Consider the following 15,899-nt stretch of genomic DNA (forward strand, 5'->3'; position numbering starts at 1 on the left):
GAACTGGCACGCGGAGCGTTCCGCGGAGACGGAAGACCCACACCGGTCGAGGTCGTCGACCTGCCGGTGTGGGTTCTGGGTGAGCGGTGTGGCCGGCTCGGTCAGGAGCGGTAGCCGGCGGAACGGTACTCGTAGTCGAGGTTGTCGGCGCGCTCGTCCGGGTCACGGCTGAAGTCCCAGCCTCCGGCGGCTTCCCGGCCCGGCCGGCCGCCCACGGCGTAGCCGCCGATCTCCTGCCCGCGCCGCCAGCCCCGGAAGTAGCCGGTGGTGTGTTCGGCGATGCGGGCCGCGTCACGGACGATCCGCAGCGGACGTTCGTCCCGCAGCGGCGAGCCGGGCACCAGGTTGGCCTGCGGCACCCGCTTCGGCAGACCGGCGGTGGTCGAGGCGCCGACCGAGGGCTTGGCTGCCTGCTCGGCGGCCCGCCAACCACTGTCGGCCGTCGACGACCACTCCACCTCGGTCTCCTCGGAGTGACCGGTGAACCAGGCGGACCTGGCCGCAGCGAAGATCAGCAGGTCGCCGTCGCCCTCGTCGGAGACCGGTGGCGTGCTCGGCTCCGCGTTGCGACGGGGCAGGGCCGATCCGGCACGGGCCGCCGGCTCCTCCCGGTCCACCAGGCGCAGCGGCGGGTTGTCGGCCGGCAGGCCGTTGTGCACGGGCCGTTCGGGCAGCGGCGCCGGCTCGACGAGGCGCAGCGTCGGCGGCTCGGGGGGCAGGTCGTCCGCCTGCCACGGCGGGGTGACCCGCCCGTCGGCGGGCGCCGCGCTCACCGGGGCGTCCCGCTCGCCGGACTGCCCGCCCGGGTAGCCGCCGGGGTATCCCGGCCCGCTCGCCCGGTCGTCCTGCTCGTCGCCGGAGTTGACAAGCGGCCAGTTGGCCCGGGAACCGGGCGGTGCCGGCGGCTCGGGCCGGGTCGCCGGCAGCGACACGGTCAGGCCGGCGGCCGAGATCGTGCCCGGCCGCGTCGAGCTGTCCCCGTTGGTCTTCGGTCGGGGCGTGATCGGCGTCGGCCGCCGCTCGTTGCGGGCGCTGTTGATGGCGGCGGTGGTCAGGGTGGCCCGGAACGGTTCGCCGGCCTCGGCGGGCGGGATCGACCCGCGCTGCGTCGGTGGGATCGGCGTCATCCCGGGCGGCGGGGGCGGCGGCGCGGAGACCGGCCGGTTCGCCATCGTGTCGCCCTGGTAGGCCGGCGGCGCGGAGGAGGGCGCGGTCGAGCGCGGCTCCCGGGGCGGCCCGGAGACCGGCACGACCGGCATCGAGAGCGTGGCGGCCGGCGACAGCGGCGGCGCGGCGGAGGGGGTGACCGGCGGCGGTGCCATCGGCGGCGGGGCGACGGGTGCCGGAGCGACCGGTGGTGGCCCCAACGGCTGCGGGCTGGCGGGCCCGTTGCCGGCGGCGGCCGGCTGGTGCCGGTTGCGCCGACCCGAGCTGGGCACCGGCTCCCGCACCGGACCGGGCAGCCCGGTGCCGGCCGGCGTCGGGGCCTCGCCGGCACTGCGCCGACCGGCCCGTCGACCGGGAGCCGGCGTGGTGACGACCCGGGCGGTCAGGGTGCCCACCAGTGCGTCACAGCCGGCGTCGCAGGCGCGTACGGCCGCCACGGCCTGGCGTACGGTCTCCGCCGCGGCGGAGGTGAGAGCCTTGTTGGCGGCACCCCGCCGAGGGGTCTCCGCGATGGCGACCCGGAGCGCGGTGACCGCCTCGGTGATCACGTCGGCCTCGGCCACGCCGTCGGCGACGAGGTGCGCCGCGATGGCGTCGGTGGCGACCGAACTGTCCCGGCCGCGTGCGGCGGTGCCGCCGAGCATGCCCGGCTCGGGCAACGCGTCGAGTACGGCAAGTGAGACCGGCTCGGCCGGATCCGGGTACGCCCGCAGCGCGGCCGGGTAGAGCTCACGCAGCACCTCGCGCAGGGCGACGGCGGCGGCGTGCCGGCCGTTGGCCAGCGCGGCGTGTGCGGCGAGTACCGGCTTGAGGCTGGCGAACTCGCGCGGCGCCGGCAGGGTGGCCGCGGAGAGCGCGCCGGCCTGTAACGCCCGGGCCAGCCCGACGGCGCGTCGCTCGGCCGGGGCGGACTCGCGTTCCTCGGCCGACTCGTCGTCGGCGAACCGTTCGGCGAAGTCGTCGACGGAGTCGTCGTCGGCGATGACCAGTGGACGACCGGCCGCGCTCAGCAGCGAGGTGACCAGGTGGTCGTCGCTGTCGGCGGCGACAGCGACGCCGCTCGGCCCGCTGCCCCGTTCGACGAGCACCGCGCCGAGCTGGGCGTAGCCAGCCGGGTCATCGGTGATCTCGCAGACATGGAGCAGCCTGCCTGCGTCGTCGACCACTGCGGAGGTCAGCGTCGCGCCGGCCGGAGCCGGTCGACCCGTCGCGTCCGCAGAGGCCAGACCGCAGTACACCCGCACGAGCGCCACGGCGTCGTCCTCCTCCCGAGACACAAGTGGTGTGCCAAAGACTGATGCTCCCTGGTGAGGGGTCAGTCGCGCCAGTCCACGGCGGCAGAGATCTTGCCGATAATCGTGCGCCACCCGAGACTTGCGGTTTGTGCCCCGATTTTCTTGAGTCGCCGCCGACCCCGGAATCCGCCGAGGCCGCCGGCCACGGTCGCCCGGAGCGCCTCGTCGAGGTCGTCCAGGCTGGAGCCGGGGGACAGCATATCCAGTACGGCCGGCAGCCGGAGCGCGTAGGCAAGGTCACGGGCCACCTCGCCGGCCTCGATGAGCAGCGTCGAGTCCCAGACGTCGTGCCCGCCACGGAGGTTCTCCACCACGAGGTCCAGCTCGTAGGAGTCCTCGTCGAGCGGGGCGACGTCGGCCGGGGTGATCCGCTCGACGAGCTGGTCCCAGGTGTCCAGGTCGGCCAGATCGTGGGGTGCGCCGGACCTGACGAATGTGACGAGTGCCTCAGGGCTCTTGAAGAGCAGCAACTTCCCCCGGTACGTGAGGAAGGCCGGCACCTCCTCGCCCTCGTCGGCCGCCTCGTCCTCCTTCTCGGCCGCCTCGTCCTCGGAGTCGGCGTCCCCGGCCCTGCCGTCCCGCTCCGCCTCCTCCTTCTCCGCCTCGGCGAACTGGTCGGCGACCTCCTCGTCGAGGATCACGACGGTCTCGTCGTCCTCGTCCTCGTCGACCTCGACCCGGCGGGACCGGCTGGCGAAGAGGTCGTCGTTCTCCCGGTCCTCGATGTCGGTCGGGGTCAGTTCGCCCTCCGGGCGGTACGCCCGCAGGGTGAAACCGGCGCCCGAGGGGAGGGCGATCTCGACCGGGTCGATCCGGACCTCTTCCCACAGCGAACGGTCCGCCGTGCCGGACTCCGCCGGGGCGTCGCCGGTGGCGTCGCTGCTTTCCGGGGAGCCGGCGTCGATCCGCCCGGGGTCGACAGCCCCGTCGCTTCCGGCTGGCTCGTTTCCGGGCTCGTCGGTTTCGGGCCGGTGGGACGACTGGCGGGCCACGCTGACCTCCGTGTGCGCTCGATGTGGGCACCCGACCCGGCGAGGGTGCCGGCGGATCGGTGACTCTGCGCACACACCCTAGTAGGCCGGCGGCGGGTGTGGATGCCGGCACCCCGTTGGACTTCGCCGCATATATTAGTAGGCTTGCTACCTATGAACGCCCAGGCGCTGCACGGCCATCTCGATGCGCTGCTGCTCGCGGTGCTGGAGCGCGGGGCGCTGCACGGCTACGCCATCATCGAGGCGCTCCGGGCCCGCAGCGGTGGCGTGCTCGATCTGCCCACCGGGACGATCTACCCGGCGCTGCGCCGGTTGGAGCGAGCCGGATATGTCAGCAGCGCATGGAGCACCGTCAACGGCCGCGAGCGCCGGACCTACGAACTGACCGGTGCCGGGCAGCGTGCCCTGGCCGGTGAGCGGTCGAACTGGCAGGAGTTCAGCTCGACGGTGGGGCAGTTCCTCGGCGGAGCACCCACGCCCGGCGCACCGGCCTGAGGTGTCGCTGCCGGCTCAGGTGTCGCCGCCGGCTCAGCTGCCGAGCGCCAGATAGTCCCGTTCCGCGCCGGTCTGGCGTAGCCACTGGTCGCGGTACCAGCCGGGTCGGTCGACGAGTTCGGCGTGGCCGCCCCGCTCGACGATCCGCCCCTGGTCGAGTACGACGACCTCGTCGTAGCGGTCCAAACCGGACAGTCGGTGCGTCACGAGTACCACGGTGCGGTCCGGGCCGGCGTGTGCGGTCGCCGAGGCGAGCACCGCGTCAGCGGCGGTGGGGTCGAGACCCTCGGTCGGCTCGTCCAGCACCAGGATGCCGGCCGGTGCCGCCAGCAGGGCCCGGGCCAGCAGCAGCCGTTGGCGTTGCCCGCCGGAGAGTTGACCACCGTCCTCGCCCACCATCGTGTCCCAGCCGGCGGGCTGCTGGCGTACCCAGTCGAGCAGGCCCGCCGCCGAGGCCGCGCCGGCCAGGTCGTCGTCGGTGGCGCCGGTCCGGCCGAGCAGGAGGTTCTCCCGGACCGTGGCGTGGAAGACGTGCGCCTCGGCGAGGAGCCCGCCGACGATCCGGGGCAGCCGGTCGACGGGCAGTTCGGGCAGGTCGACGCCGTTGAGCAACACCCGGCCGTGGTCCGGCCGGACCATCCCGGTCAGCACGGCGAGCAGGCTGCTCTTGCCGGCACCGCTCGGACCGACGACGGCGATCCGGCTGCCCGCCGGAAGGTCGAGGCTCACCCCGTCCAGCGCGGGCGGGCCCGGGCGGCGGTAGCGCAGGTGCACCCCGTCGACCCGACAGTGCCAGCGCCGGGCGACCTCCGCCGTCCCGCCGCCGGGCGCGGCCTCCGACAGCGCCGCCGGCCCGCCTGCCGCCTGCTCCGCCGGGGCTGCCGGCCCGCTGGCCGCCTGCTCCGCCGGCCCGCTGGCTGCCTGCTCGGCAGGGGCTGCCGGCCGGCCGGCCGCCTCCGCCGGGGCCGCCACCAGCAGGTCGGCCACCCGGGTCAGGCCGGCGCGCAGTCGGGTCCAGTGCCGGGCCGCGCCGACCAGCGCCAGGGCCGCCTCGACGGCGGCGAGCGTGCCGACCGCCAGCACCCCGACGAGTACCCCGGAGACGTCCGCCCGCAGCGCCACGGCCAGCACTGCGGCGCTTGTCGCACCGGCCACCAGTACCCCGAGACCGTCCACTGCCCAGCCCACCGCCGCCGTCCGGCGCTCCAGCCCGGCTAGTTCCCGGGCCCGGGCGTCCGCCCGATCCAGCGCCGCTCCGGTCGCGCCGAACGCGGCCAGGTCGGCGGCACCGGCGGTCAGGTCCACCGCGTCCTCGGCGAGCGCGCCGCGCGACGGCGCCACCCGGTCGGCGGTACGCCGGGTCAGCAGCGCCGCCAGCGCCGGCAGCCCGACTCCGGCCAGCAGCAGCCCACCGGCCAGCGCCAACCCGGCCAGCGGGGCGACGGCCGACGCGCCGAGCACGGCGAGCAGGCCGACGATGCTGGCCGCGGCCCCCGGGACCAGCACCCGGAGCAGCAGGTCCTGCACCGCCTCGACGTCCGAGACGAGCCGGCTGAGCAGGTCGCCGGAGCGCTGGGCAGCGGTGCCGCGCCGGGCCGCCAGCGCGGCGAAGACCCGGGTCCGGACCTCGGTGACGACCCGCAGCGCGGCGTCGTGCCCGGCCAGCCGTTCGGTGTAGCGCAGTACGCCCCGGCCGATCGCCAGGGCCCGCACCGCGACGATCGCCACGGTGAGGGTGTCCAGCGGTGGTCGGCCGGCGGCGCTGACCAGCAGCCAGGTGGCGGTTGCCAGCAGGGCGAGCCCGGCGAGTTCGGTACCGGCGGCCAGCAGGCCGGCGCCGAGCAGCCGACCGAGGTACGGGCGGGCCAACCGCCAGACTGTGCGTTCGGGACGCAGCCTCACGCCACCACCTCCCGGGGCAGCGAAGCGAGCTGCGCCGCGCCGAGATCCTGCTCGGTCACCCGTCCGTCCTCGACCCGGAGCACCCGGTCCGCCTCGGCCAGCAGCGTCGGGCGGTGCGCCACCAGCAGGGCCGTACGGCCGGCGACCAGCCGCCGGGTGGCCGCGAGTACGGCCGCCTCGGAACCGGCGTCGAGCCGGGCGGTCGGCTCGTCGAGCAGCACGATCGGGGCGTCCCGGAGGAAGGCCCGGGCCAGGGCGACCCGCTGCCGCTGCCCGCTGGAGAGCCCGTGACCGCGCTCGCCCAGCCGGGTGTCGAGACCGTCGGGCAGGTCGGCGACCACCTCGGCCAGGTCGGCGGCCCGGACCGCCTCCAGGACCGCTGCCATCGGCGCGTCAGGTGTGCCGAGCCGGATGTTGTCGGCCAGGGAGGTGCCGAACAGGTGTGCCCGCTGCGGTACCCAGGCCAGTTGCCGGCGCCACCGGGCCAGGTCCAGCGCCGCCAGGTCCGTACCGTCGACGGTGATCCGCCCGCTGCTCGGGCTGACGAAGCCGAGCAGCAGGTTCAGCAGGGTGCTCTTGCCGGCGCCGCTCGGACCGACCACGGCGATCCGTTCGCCGGGCCGGATGGTGAGGGTGACGTCCCGCAGCGCGGTGCCGCGCTGGTATTCGACTGTCACGGACTCGAACCGGATCTCCCCGTTCCGCTCCGCCGGAGGTGGGCGTTCGCCGTGCCGGCCGCCCGGGACGCCGGCCGACCCGGCGGACCCGGCGGATTTTCGCGCGGGGGTCGACTTGGGGCCGTTCCGGGCGACGGCGGCGGTCGGGGCGGCGGCGGTGGTCGAGGCGGCGGCGGTCGGGGCGGCGGCGGTGGTCGGGGCGGCGCCGGTTCGGGCGGCGGCGGGGTGGGCGGGCCGATCGGGGTCGAGCAGGGTCAGTGCCTCGTCCAGCGCGGTCAGCCCCTCCTGACTGGCGTGGAACTGGCTGCCGGCGGCGCGCAGCGGCAGGAACGCCTCGGGGGCGAGCAGCAGCACCAGCAGCGCGGTCTGCAGGGCGAGCCCGCCGCCGAGCAGCCGCAGGCCGATCGGTACCGCGACGAGCGCGACCGAGAGGGTGGCGACCAGTTCGAGTACGAGTGCGGAGAGGAAGGCGATCCGCAGCGTCTTCATCGTCGCGCTCCGGTGCCGGTCGGCCATCCGGCGTACCACGGTCACCTGGGCGGGGGCCCGGCCGAACAGGTGCAGGGTGGGCAGACCGCGCAGCATGTCCAGGAAGTGTCCGCCGAGCAGGGCCAGCCGGCGCCACTGGCGTTCGGTGGCGGCCTGGGCCTGCCAGCCGAGCAGTGCGCCGAAGATCGGGATCAGCGGCAGGGTCGCCGCGATCACCAGGGCGGAACTCCAGTCGGCGAAGAACAGCCGGGCGAGTACGGCCATTGGCACCGTGACGCTCAGCACGAGCTGCGGCAGGTAGCCGGTGAAGTACGCGTCGAGCGCGTCCAGGCCGCGCCCGGCGAGGGTGGCGAGCTGGCCGCCGCGCTGCCCGGCGAGCCAGGCCGGTCCGCGCCTGTCGACGGCGGCGAGCAGGTCGGCCCGGAGCGTGGCCTTGACCGTGGCGGCGGCCCGGGCCGCCACCGTGCCCTGGACCCAGAGCAGGGCCGCCCGGCCGGCCACACTGGCCAGGAAGCCGGCCAGCGCGGCCCGGTCGAGCTGCCCGCCAGCCGCCTCGGCCAGCACTGTGGCGAGGGTGGTGGCCTGGGCGATGACGAGTCCGGCGGCGACGACACCGAGCAGGCCGAGCAGTCCGAGCTGGCGTCGTGCGCCGGGTACCCGGCGCAGCAGGCGTGGGTCGAACGGCCGGCGACTCACCGCCGCACCGGAAGGCCGGTGGCCGGCTGGCCCGGCCGGCGAGCGTCGATGACCCATATCCCACGCATCTTTTCGGGCAGCTTCCGTGATCAGGGCCAGTTTACTACGAGGCGTAGTAGATGCCCGGCGGCTCAGTGCAGGAACAGCGACACCGGCAGGGCGACCAGGGCCGTCGCCAGCGTCAGCGCGGTCACGCCGGGCAGCCGGCCCGGTCGGCGTACCTCCAGCAGGCGCCGTACCCGGGCGTCGAGTTCGCCGTCGGCGATCCCGAGCGCACCGGCCGGGGTGACCCGGGCACCGGCGCTGGCGAACCGCAGCAGCGCGGCGGCGAGCGGGCCGTCGGCGTGCAGGCGCCGGGCCTTGTCGTCGGCCCGCATCTCCACCAGCAGGGCGACGGCGTCGTGCGCCGCGCGCACCCATCCGACGCCCGGTAGCGCCTTGCACAGCGCGGTGAAGGGGAGGAGTACCAGATCGTGCCGCTCGTCGGCGTGCGCCCGCTCGTGGCTGAGTACGGCGGCGAGCTGCGCCCGGTCGAGCAGGCTCAGGGTGCCGGCGCTTACCACCACCTGCGGGCGTACCCCGGGCAGGCAGTAGGCGGCCGCGCTGGGATGGTCGAGTACCAGCGCACCGGGTGCGGCCGGGTCGTTCCGGGCCACCAGGGTCAACAGGTCCCGGTGCCGGCGCTGGGCGTGCAGTGCGGCGAGCAGACTCCGCGCCGTCGAGCCGAGCAGCACCACCGCCACGCCCACCCCGATGCCGACCAGTCCGAGGTGCGTCACCCCCAGGCCGGGCGGCAGGTCCCCGCCGCCGAAGACGTCACCGGCGAGCGACCGCAGCGCCGAACCGGTGCCCTGGCCGTACGGGGCGAGCCCGAGCGAGATCGGCAGGCCGATCGCGGAGAGCCCCAGCGCCAGCCCGACGAACTGCCAGCAGACGATCGCCACCCGGGGACTGTGCCAGGCCCACCCGGCACCCAGCCGGCCGGACCGGGTCAGCGCCTGGGCGGCGAGATAACAGGCCAGTACGGCGAGCGCGAAGTGCGCGGCGTAGGACATCGGCTCAGACCTGCCGCTTCGCGGCGGACTGCCGGTCGGGCGCCGCCGGAAATTCGTCCGCCTCCTCGGCGAGCGCCGCGCGCAGCACCTCGGCCTCGTTCCCGGTCACCGAGCGGGCGAACCGGACCAGCGCGGCGTCCCGGCTGCCGGCCAGGTCCAGGGCGTCGAGCATCAGCCGGGCGATGTGCGCCTCACGGCTGGCCGCCGGCCGGTAGCGCCAGGCCCGCCCCTCCCGCTCCCGCTCGACCATGCCCTTGCCGGCCAGCCGGTCGAGCACCGTCATCACGGTCGTGTACGCCAGCTCACGGTCCCGCAACGCCTCGGCGACCTCGCGCACGGTCACCCCGGCACCGGTGCCCCGGTCCCAGAGCACGTCCATCACCGCACGTTCGAGATCACCGAGTCGCGTCACGGTGCAAATTCTACTACCCGCCGTCGTACGCCAGCTTTCCCACAACAGGTGTTAGGAAGGGGCCCTTCTACAACAGAAAGCGCTATGCGGGGGCCCTTCCTTACACGCCCTTCGGGTGCCAGACGGTTTTGGTCTCGAGCAGGGCGGTCATCGGGGCGATGCCGGGGTCGGCGCTCCAGTCGACCGGTGCGGCCGGCGGCCGGAGGACCCGCTTGAGGTTGCCGGCGGCGGCCCGCTCCAACTCGGTGGCGAGTTCCGGGTCGTCGACTCCGGTCAGGTCGAGTGCGTTCACGTCCATGTGCCCGGCCAGCCAGGGCGCGGTCTCGGCCGGGCGGCCGGTGAGCAGGTTCACCACCCCGCCGGGCAGGTCGGAGGTGGCCAGCACCTCGGAGAGGGTGATCGCGGGCAGCGGGCTCTCCTGCGCGACCAGCACCACCACCGTGTTGCCGGTGACGATCGCCGGAGCCACCACGCTGGCCAGCCCGAGCAGCGCCGGCTCGGCCGGGGCGAGCACCCCGACCACCCCGGTCGGCTCCGGCGCCGAGATGTTGAAGTACGGCCCGGCGACCGGGTTGGCGTTGCCGTACACCTGGGTCAGCTTGTCGGCCCAGCCGGCGTACCAGACCCAGCGGTCGATCGCCTCGTCGACCTCGTCGGCCGGCACACCCAGCCCGACGAACTGGTCCCGCCGCCCCTCCAGCATCTCGGCGACCCGGTAGAGGATCTGCCCCCGGTTGTACGCGGTCGCGCCCGACCAGCCCTTGACCGCCGCCCGCGCCGCGAGTACGGCGTCCCGGACGTCCTTGCGGGAGGCGAGTGCCACGTTGGAGTTCTGCACCGGATACGACCGCCCCGACTCGCTGCGCGGGAACTTCCCGCCGATGAAGAGCTTGTACGTCTTGCGTACCGCCACCCGTTCAGACATCGAGGTACGCCTCCAGCCCCTGCCGGCCACCCTCCCGGCCGTAGCCCGACTCCTTGTAACCGCCGAACGGCGAGGTGGGGTCGAACTTGTTGAACGTGTTCGCCCAGACCACTCCGGCGCGCAGCCGGTCGGCCATCCAGAGGATCCGGGAACCCTTGTCGGTCCAGATCCCGGCCGACAGCCCGTACGGCGTGTTGTTCGCCTTCTCCACCGCCTCGGCCGGGGTACGGAAGGTCAGCACCGAGAGCACCGGCCCGAAGATCTCCTCGCGGGCGATCCGGTGTGCCTGGCTGACCCCGGTGAAGATGGTCGGGGCGAACCAGAAGCCCCGGTCCGGCAACTCGCACGGCGGGGACCAGCGCTCGGCCCCCTCCGAGGACCCGATCTCGCTCAGCGTGCGGATCCGGTCGAGTTGGGCAGCCGAGTTGATCGCACCGATGTCGGTGTTCTTGTCCAGCGGGTCACCGACCCGCAGCCGGGCCATCCGGCGCTTGAGCGAGCCGAGCACCTCGTCGTACACCGATTCCTGGACCAGCAGCCGGGAGCCGGCGCAGCAGACGTGGCCCTGGTTGAAGAAGATGCCGTTGACGATGCCCTCGACGGCCTGGTCGACGGGTGCGTCGTCGAAGACGATGTTCGCCGCCTTGCCGCCGAGTTCCAGGGTGAGCTTCTTGCGGGTGCCGGCGACCGAGCGGGCGATCTGCCGGCCGACCTCGGTGGAGCCGGTGAAGGCGACCTTGTCGATCGCGTCGTGCTCGACGAGCGCCCGGCCGGTCTCGCCGGCCCCGGTGACGATGTTGACCACCCCGGCCGGCAGGTCGGCCTGCTGGCAGATCTCGGCGAAGAGCAGCGCGCTCAGCGGGGTCGTCTCGGCCGGCTTGAGCACCACCGTGTTGCCGGCGGCCAGCGCCGGGGCGATCTTCCAGGCCAGCATCAGCAGCGGGAAGTTCCACGGGATGACCTGACCGGCCACGCCGAGCGGGCGCGGGGCCGGGCCGAAGCCGGCGTACCCGAGCTTGTCGGCCCAGCCGGCGTAGTAGAAGAAGTGCGCAGCGACCAGCGGCAGGTCGACGTCCCGGGACTCCCGGATCGGCTTGCCGTTGTCGAGCGACTCCAGCACCGCCAACTCGCGGGAGCGTTCCTGGATGATCCGGGCGATCCGGAAGAGGTACTTGGCCCGGTCCCGGCCCGGCATCGGCCCCCAGACCTCGTCGTACGCCCGGCGGGCCGCGCGTACCGCCCGGTCCACGTCACCGGGACCGGCCTCGGCCACCTCGGCGAGCACCTCCTCGGAGGCCGGGTTGATCGACTTGATCGTGCCGCCGTCACCCGGCTCGACGAACTCGCCGTCGACGAAGAGCCCGTACGACGGCTTCAGGTCCACGACGGCGCGCGACTCCGGCGCCGGGGCGTATTCGAACATCGTCAGTCCAGGGTGAAGTAGTCGGGGCCGGAGTAGACGCCGGTGGTCAACTTGGTGCGCTGCATCAGCAGGTCGTTGAGGAGGCTGGAGGCGCCGAACCGGAACTGGTCGGGGTGCAGCCAGTCCGGGCCGGCGGTCTCGTTCACCAGCACCAGGTATTTGATCGCGTCCTTGGTGGTCCGGATCCCGCCGGCCGGCTTGACCCCGACCTGCCGGCCGGTGGCGTCCCGGAAGTCCCGGACCGCCTCCAGCATCACCAGGGTGACCGGCAGGGTCGCGGCCACCGGCACCTTGCCGGTCGAGGTCTTGATGAAGTCGGCGCCGGCCAGCATGGCCAGCCAGGAGGCCCGCCGGACGCTGTCGTAGGTGACCAGCTCGCCGGTCTCCAGGATGACCTTGAGGTGGGCGTCCCCGCAGGCGGCCTTGACCGCGACGATCTCGTCGTAGACCTCCTGGTAGCGCCCGGAGAGGAAGGCGCCCCGGTTGATCACCATGTCGATCTCGTCCGCCCCGGCGGCCACCGCCGAGCGGGTGTCCGCGAGCCGGACCTCCAGCGGCGCCTGCCCGGACGGGAACGCCGTGGCCACGCTCGCCAGGTGCACCCGGCCCGCGTCCCCGGCCGGTCGGGCGGTCGGGCCCCAGAGCGCCTCGGCGGCCACCGGGACCATCGTCGGATAGACGCAGAGGGCGGCGACCGGCGGGCAGGACGGGTCGGCCGGGTCCGGGCGGAGTGCCTTGGCGGCGAGCGCGCGTACCTTGCCGTGGGTGTCGGCGCCCTCCAGCGTGGTCAGGTCGACCATCCGGATCGCCAGGTCGATCGCCCAGGCCTTGGCGCTGGTCTTGATCGAGCGGGTGCCGAGCATCGCCGCCCGTTGCTCCGCGCCGACCTGGTCCACGCCGGGCAGGCCGTGCAGGAAGGCCCGTAGGGTCGCCTCGGAACGCCCCACCTCGGTCAGGTCGGAACGCGCCGACGCCGCTGTCGCCGTCATGGCCGCAAGTCTACGCACGGCGGCGAGTCTGTGATCTTGGCCATAGTCGCCTGCCGGGTCGTCGGCAGGTACCCGCCCGGGACCTGCCGACCGACAGCGGCACGACCAGAGGTTACCGGTAGGTTGAGCGACCGTGGACGTACTCGTGGTTGACCATCCCGTGGCCCAGACGCGGCTGACCGTGATGCGCGACGCCCGGACCGACTCGGCGTCGTTCCGCGCCGCGCTGCACGAACTCACCACCATGCTGGTGTACGAGGCCGCGCGCTCGCTGCCGGTCGAGCAGTTCCCGATCGACACGCCCGTGGCACCCACCCAGGGCGCCCGGCTGGCCAACCCGCCACTGCTGGTGCCCGTGCTCCGCGCCGGGCTGGGCATGGCCGACTCGGCGCTCGGCCTGCTGCCCGAGTCGTCGATGGGCTTCGTCGGGCTCGCCCGGGACGAGCACACCTACGAGCCGCGCGCCTACATGGAGTCGCTGCCGACCGACCTGACCGGCCGGCCGGTGCTGGTGCTCGACCCGATGCTCGCCACCGGCGGCTCGCTGGAGCACTGCTGCCGGCTGCTGGCCGACCGGGGCTGCACCGACATCACGGTGCTCTGCGTGCTCGCCGCACCGGCCGGCATCGAGCGGCTGGAGCGCTCCGGGCTGCCGCTGCGGCTGGTTACCGCCTCGATCGACGAGCGGCTCAACGAGAAGATGTTCATCGTCCCCGGGCTCGGTGACGCCGGGGACCGGCAGTTCGGCGGTATGCCCCGGTTCTGACTCCCGGTCGCCCGGCTTCGCCACAGGCGCCCGACCGGTCCGACACCGCAGGCGCCCGACCCGTCCGATTCGGTCCGGCCGGGACGCATGCGCGGCTGGCGCGAAACGGCTACCGTTCCGGGCCATGACAGGTGTTGGGTTGGCCGAGGAGTTGCTGCTGCTCGGCTATGACGACAAGTCCGGCAAGGCGACCGGATCCCGGATCGGTCTCGACCTCGGCATGGCCGCCGCCGTGCTTGTCGACCTCGCGCTCGCCGGACGGGTCGCGTTCGCCGACGGTTCGATCGTGGCCACCGACCCCACGCCGACCGGCGACCCGATCGCCGACGACGTGCTCGCCCGGATCGCCGCGGACACCCCGCACACCCCGGCCTCCTGGGTGCAGCGGCTCCGGCACGGGCTGCGCGACCGGATCCTGAACGACCTCTGCGCCCGGGGCGTGGTCAGCGACGTCGACGAGACCGAACTCGGGCACATCCACGTGCATCGCTATCCGGTACTCGACCCGTCGGTCGAGGACGAGATCCGCAGCCGGCTGACCGCCGCGCTGACCGGGCAGGCCGTACCCGACGAGCGGACCGCGGCGCTCGCCGCCGTGATGGCGGCGATCCGGGTACAGCCGAGCCTCGGACTGACCGGACCGGCCGCCGAGGACGCCCGGACGCGGCTGGCCGAGATCGCCCGGAGTGCGGGCTTCACCGACGGGGGGAGCCTGGAGGAGTCCACCATCCGCCCCTCGGTGGCGTTGGTGATCGCCGCCCTCTCCCGGGCCATCGACGCCGCGCTGGGCAGCCGGAGCTGACCGCAGGCGGCTCCGGGCGGCACCGCCACCGGCGGGTGGTCGGCTACCAGATGCCGAGGGCCGCGGCGGTCTCGGTGCGCAGCGCGCGCACCGAGGCGGCGGCCCGCTCCCGGGCCGCCGGCAGGTCGCCGTCGACCACCGGTTCCACCACCTCCAGGTACGCCTTCAGCTTCGGCTCGGTGCCGGACGGGCGTACCACCACCCGGGCCGAGTCGGTACGCAGGATCAGCACGTCCGCCGCCGGAGCCAGGTCCTCGACCGAGGTCACCGGCTCGTCGAGCAGCGTCTTCGGGGTCCTGCCCCGGATGTAGGCCATCGTGTTCGCGATCTCGCTCAGGTCGTCGACCCGGACCGAGAGTTGGTCGGTCAGGTGTACCCCGAACTCCCTGGCCAACTCGTCGAGCCGGTCGGTGACGGTCCGCCCCTGCGTCTTGAGCGTCGCCGCCAGTTCGGCGAAGGTGAGCGCGGCGCTGATCCCGTCCTTGTCCCGCACCTGGTCGGGGGCGACACAGTAGCCGAGCGCCTCCTCGTAGCCGTAGGTCAGCTCGGCGTCGCCGGCCTCGGCCCGGACGATCCACTTGAACCCGGTGAGCGTCTCGCCGTACGGCAGGCCGCGCGCCTCGCACAGCGTCCGCAGCAGGGACGACGAGACGATCGTGGTGGCGTACAGCCCGGTGTGGCCCTGCCGGAACAGGTGGTCGGCGAGGAGGATGCCCACCTCGTCGCCGTGCAGCATCCGCCAGCCGCGCACCGGGTCGGGGACCGCCACCGCACACCGGTCGGCGTCCGGGTCGTTCGCCAGCGCGATGTCCGCCCCGATCTGCCGGGCCAGCGCGACCAGCCGGTCGGTCGCGCCCGGTTCCTCGGGGTTGGGGAACGAGACGGTCGGGAAGTTCGGGTCCGGCTCGGCCTGCTCGGCGACGATCCCCGGCACGCCGAACCCGGCCCGGGCGAAGACCGAGGTGAGTACGGCGGCACCCACCCCGTGCAGCGGGGTGTACGCCACGGTCAGCCCACGCGGCCCGTCCGGCTTGATCAGCCCGGCGGTGGCCCGCACGTACGCCGCCACCACGTCGTCCCCGAGCACCTCACCCGGCCCGCCCAGCGGTACCGCCGCCAGCGACCCGACCGCCCGGATCGCCGCGGAGATCTCGGCGTCGACCGGGGGCACGATCTGCGCCCCCGCGCCCCGGGGACCCCCGGTCGAGGCGCCCAGGTAGACCTTGTAGCCGTTGTCCTGTGGCGGGTTGTGGCTGGCGGTGACCATCACCCCGGCGACCGCGCCGAGGGCCCGGACCGCGTACGCCAGCACCGGGGTGGGCAGCGGCCGGGGCAGCAGCAGGGCGGGTCGCCCCGCGCCGGTGGCCACCCGGGCGGTCCGCTCGGCGAACTCCCTGGAGCCGTGCCGGGCGTCGTACCCGATCAGCAGTGGCCCGGAGGCGTCCCGGGCGGCGAGCCAGCCGACCAGCCCGGCTGCGGCGGCGGTGACCACGGCCAGGTTCATCCCGTTCGGGCCGGCCCGCAGCGGACCCCGCAACCCGGCGGTGCCGAAGGTGAGCGGTCCGGAGAACCGGTCGGCCAGCTCGGCGGCGCTCGCCGGCAGCCTGTCGAGTACGCCCCGCAGCTCCTCCCGGGTCGCCGGGTCGGGGTCGTCGTCGAGCCACGCCTGGGCCCGGGCCCGCAGCCCGGTCAACTCGTCCGGGGATTCGCCTTCGGGCTGCTTCGGTTTCGCCACCATCGGACTGTGATAGCACGCCGGCCACTTCGGGATGCGGTCCGGCCCCGCCCCCCGGCGTGGTGTACGCCAGAAGCGG

General features: G+C 74.3%; 12 protein-coding genes and 1 pseudogene. 3 read left to right on the top strand and 10 right to left on the bottom strand.

The annotated features are described in order from the left end of the window. Positions 1 to 101 precede the first annotated feature (101 nt). Both CLT71_RS27080 and CLT71_RS27085 read right to left on the bottom strand, forming a co-directional pair. Positions 102 to 2,444: a transposase gene (locus tag CLT71_RS27080; RefSeq protein WP_101369594.1), complete on the bottom strand. Its 2,343-nt coding sequence runs from the start codon at positions 2,442 to 2,444 to the stop codon at positions 102 to 104. 38 nt (positions 2,445 to 2,482) lie between these two features. Next, complete coding sequence (locus CLT71_RS27085) at positions 2,483 to 3,454, bottom strand: DNA primase (RefSeq protein ID WP_101369595.1); 972 nt, start codon at positions 3,452 to 3,454, stop codon at positions 2,483 to 2,485. Positions 3,455 to 3,607: 153 nt separating this feature from the next. Between CLT71_RS27085 and CLT71_RS27090 the strand changes: the two genes are divergently transcribed. After that, positions 3,608 to 3,949 (top strand): helix-turn-helix transcriptional regulator, encoded by a 342-nt coding sequence (locus tag CLT71_RS27090; protein ID WP_101369596.1) that lies wholly within the window; start codon positions 3,608 to 3,610, stop codon positions 3,947 to 3,949. Between the two features lie 33 nt (positions 3,950 to 3,982). Here the strand turns inward: CLT71_RS27090 and cydC are convergent. The 7 genes and pseudogenes from cydC to deoC form a co-directional block, all read right to left on the bottom strand. Then, positions 3,983 to 5,911: pseudogene (gene cydC / locus CLT71_RS27095) on the bottom strand (thiol reductant ABC exporter subunit CydC); the annotation flags it as partial. Then, entirely contained in the window at positions 5,848 to 7,713 is a 1,866-nt protein-coding gene (gene cydD, locus CLT71_RS27100) for a thiol reductant ABC exporter subunit CydD (RefSeq protein WP_158242316.1), read from the bottom strand. The pseudogene cydC and the gene cydD, both read right to left, overlap by 64 nt. A 131-nt stretch (positions 7,714 to 7,844) precedes the next feature. Then, positions 7,845 to 8,768, bottom strand: coding sequence for a M56 family metallopeptidase (locus CLT71_RS27105; protein WP_101369599.1), 924 nt, complete (start codon positions 8,766 to 8,768; stop codon positions 7,845 to 7,847). 4 nt (positions 8,769 to 8,772) lie between these two features. Then, a complete protein-coding gene (locus CLT71_RS27110; protein ID WP_101369600.1) occupies positions 8,773 to 9,180 on the bottom strand; it encodes a BlaI/MecI/CopY family transcriptional regulator in 408 nt (135 codons plus the stop codon). A gap of 100 nt (positions 9,181 to 9,280) precedes the next feature. Next, positions 9,281 to 10,105, bottom strand: coding sequence for an aldehyde dehydrogenase family protein (locus CLT71_RS27115; protein ID WP_101369601.1), 825 nt, complete (start codon positions 10,103 to 10,105; stop codon positions 9,281 to 9,283). Next, on the bottom strand, positions 10,098 to 11,528 hold the full coding sequence (locus tag CLT71_RS27120) for an aldehyde dehydrogenase family protein (RefSeq protein ID WP_101369602.1): 1,431 nt from the start codon (positions 11,526 to 11,528) through the stop codon (positions 10,098 to 10,100). The genes CLT71_RS27115 and CLT71_RS27120 overlap by 8 nt, the downstream gene beginning before the upstream one ends. Before the next feature lie 2 nt (positions 11,529 to 11,530). Next, entirely contained in the window at positions 11,531 to 12,517 is a 987-nt protein-coding gene (gene deoC / locus CLT71_RS27125) for a deoxyribose-phosphate aldolase (RefSeq protein ID WP_101369603.1), read from the bottom strand. Between the two features lie 133 nt (positions 12,518 to 12,650). Between deoC and upp the strand changes: the two genes are divergently transcribed. Together upp and CLT71_RS27135 are read left to right on the top strand one after the other, a co-directional pair. Next, positions 12,651 to 13,283 (top strand): uracil phosphoribosyltransferase, encoded by a 633-nt coding sequence (gene upp / locus CLT71_RS27130; RefSeq protein WP_101369604.1) that lies wholly within the window; start codon positions 12,651 to 12,653, stop codon positions 13,281 to 13,283. A gap of 124 nt (positions 13,284 to 13,407) precedes the next feature. Continuing rightward, positions 13,408 to 14,085: a GOLPH3/VPS74 family protein gene (locus tag CLT71_RS27135; protein WP_101369605.1), complete on the top strand. Its 678-nt coding sequence runs from the start codon at positions 13,408 to 13,410 to the stop codon at positions 14,083 to 14,085. 43 nt (positions 14,086 to 14,128) lie between these two features. On the opposite strand, the gene CLT71_RS27140 is transcribed toward CLT71_RS27135, so the two are convergent. Beyond that, complete coding sequence (locus CLT71_RS27140) at positions 14,129 to 15,823, bottom strand: phospho-sugar mutase (protein WP_101369606.1); 1,695 nt, start codon at positions 15,821 to 15,823, stop codon at positions 14,129 to 14,131. Positions 15,824 to 15,899: the final 76 nt, after the last annotated feature.

The sequence above is a fragment of the Plantactinospora sp. CNZ320 genome (assembly GCF_002846275.1).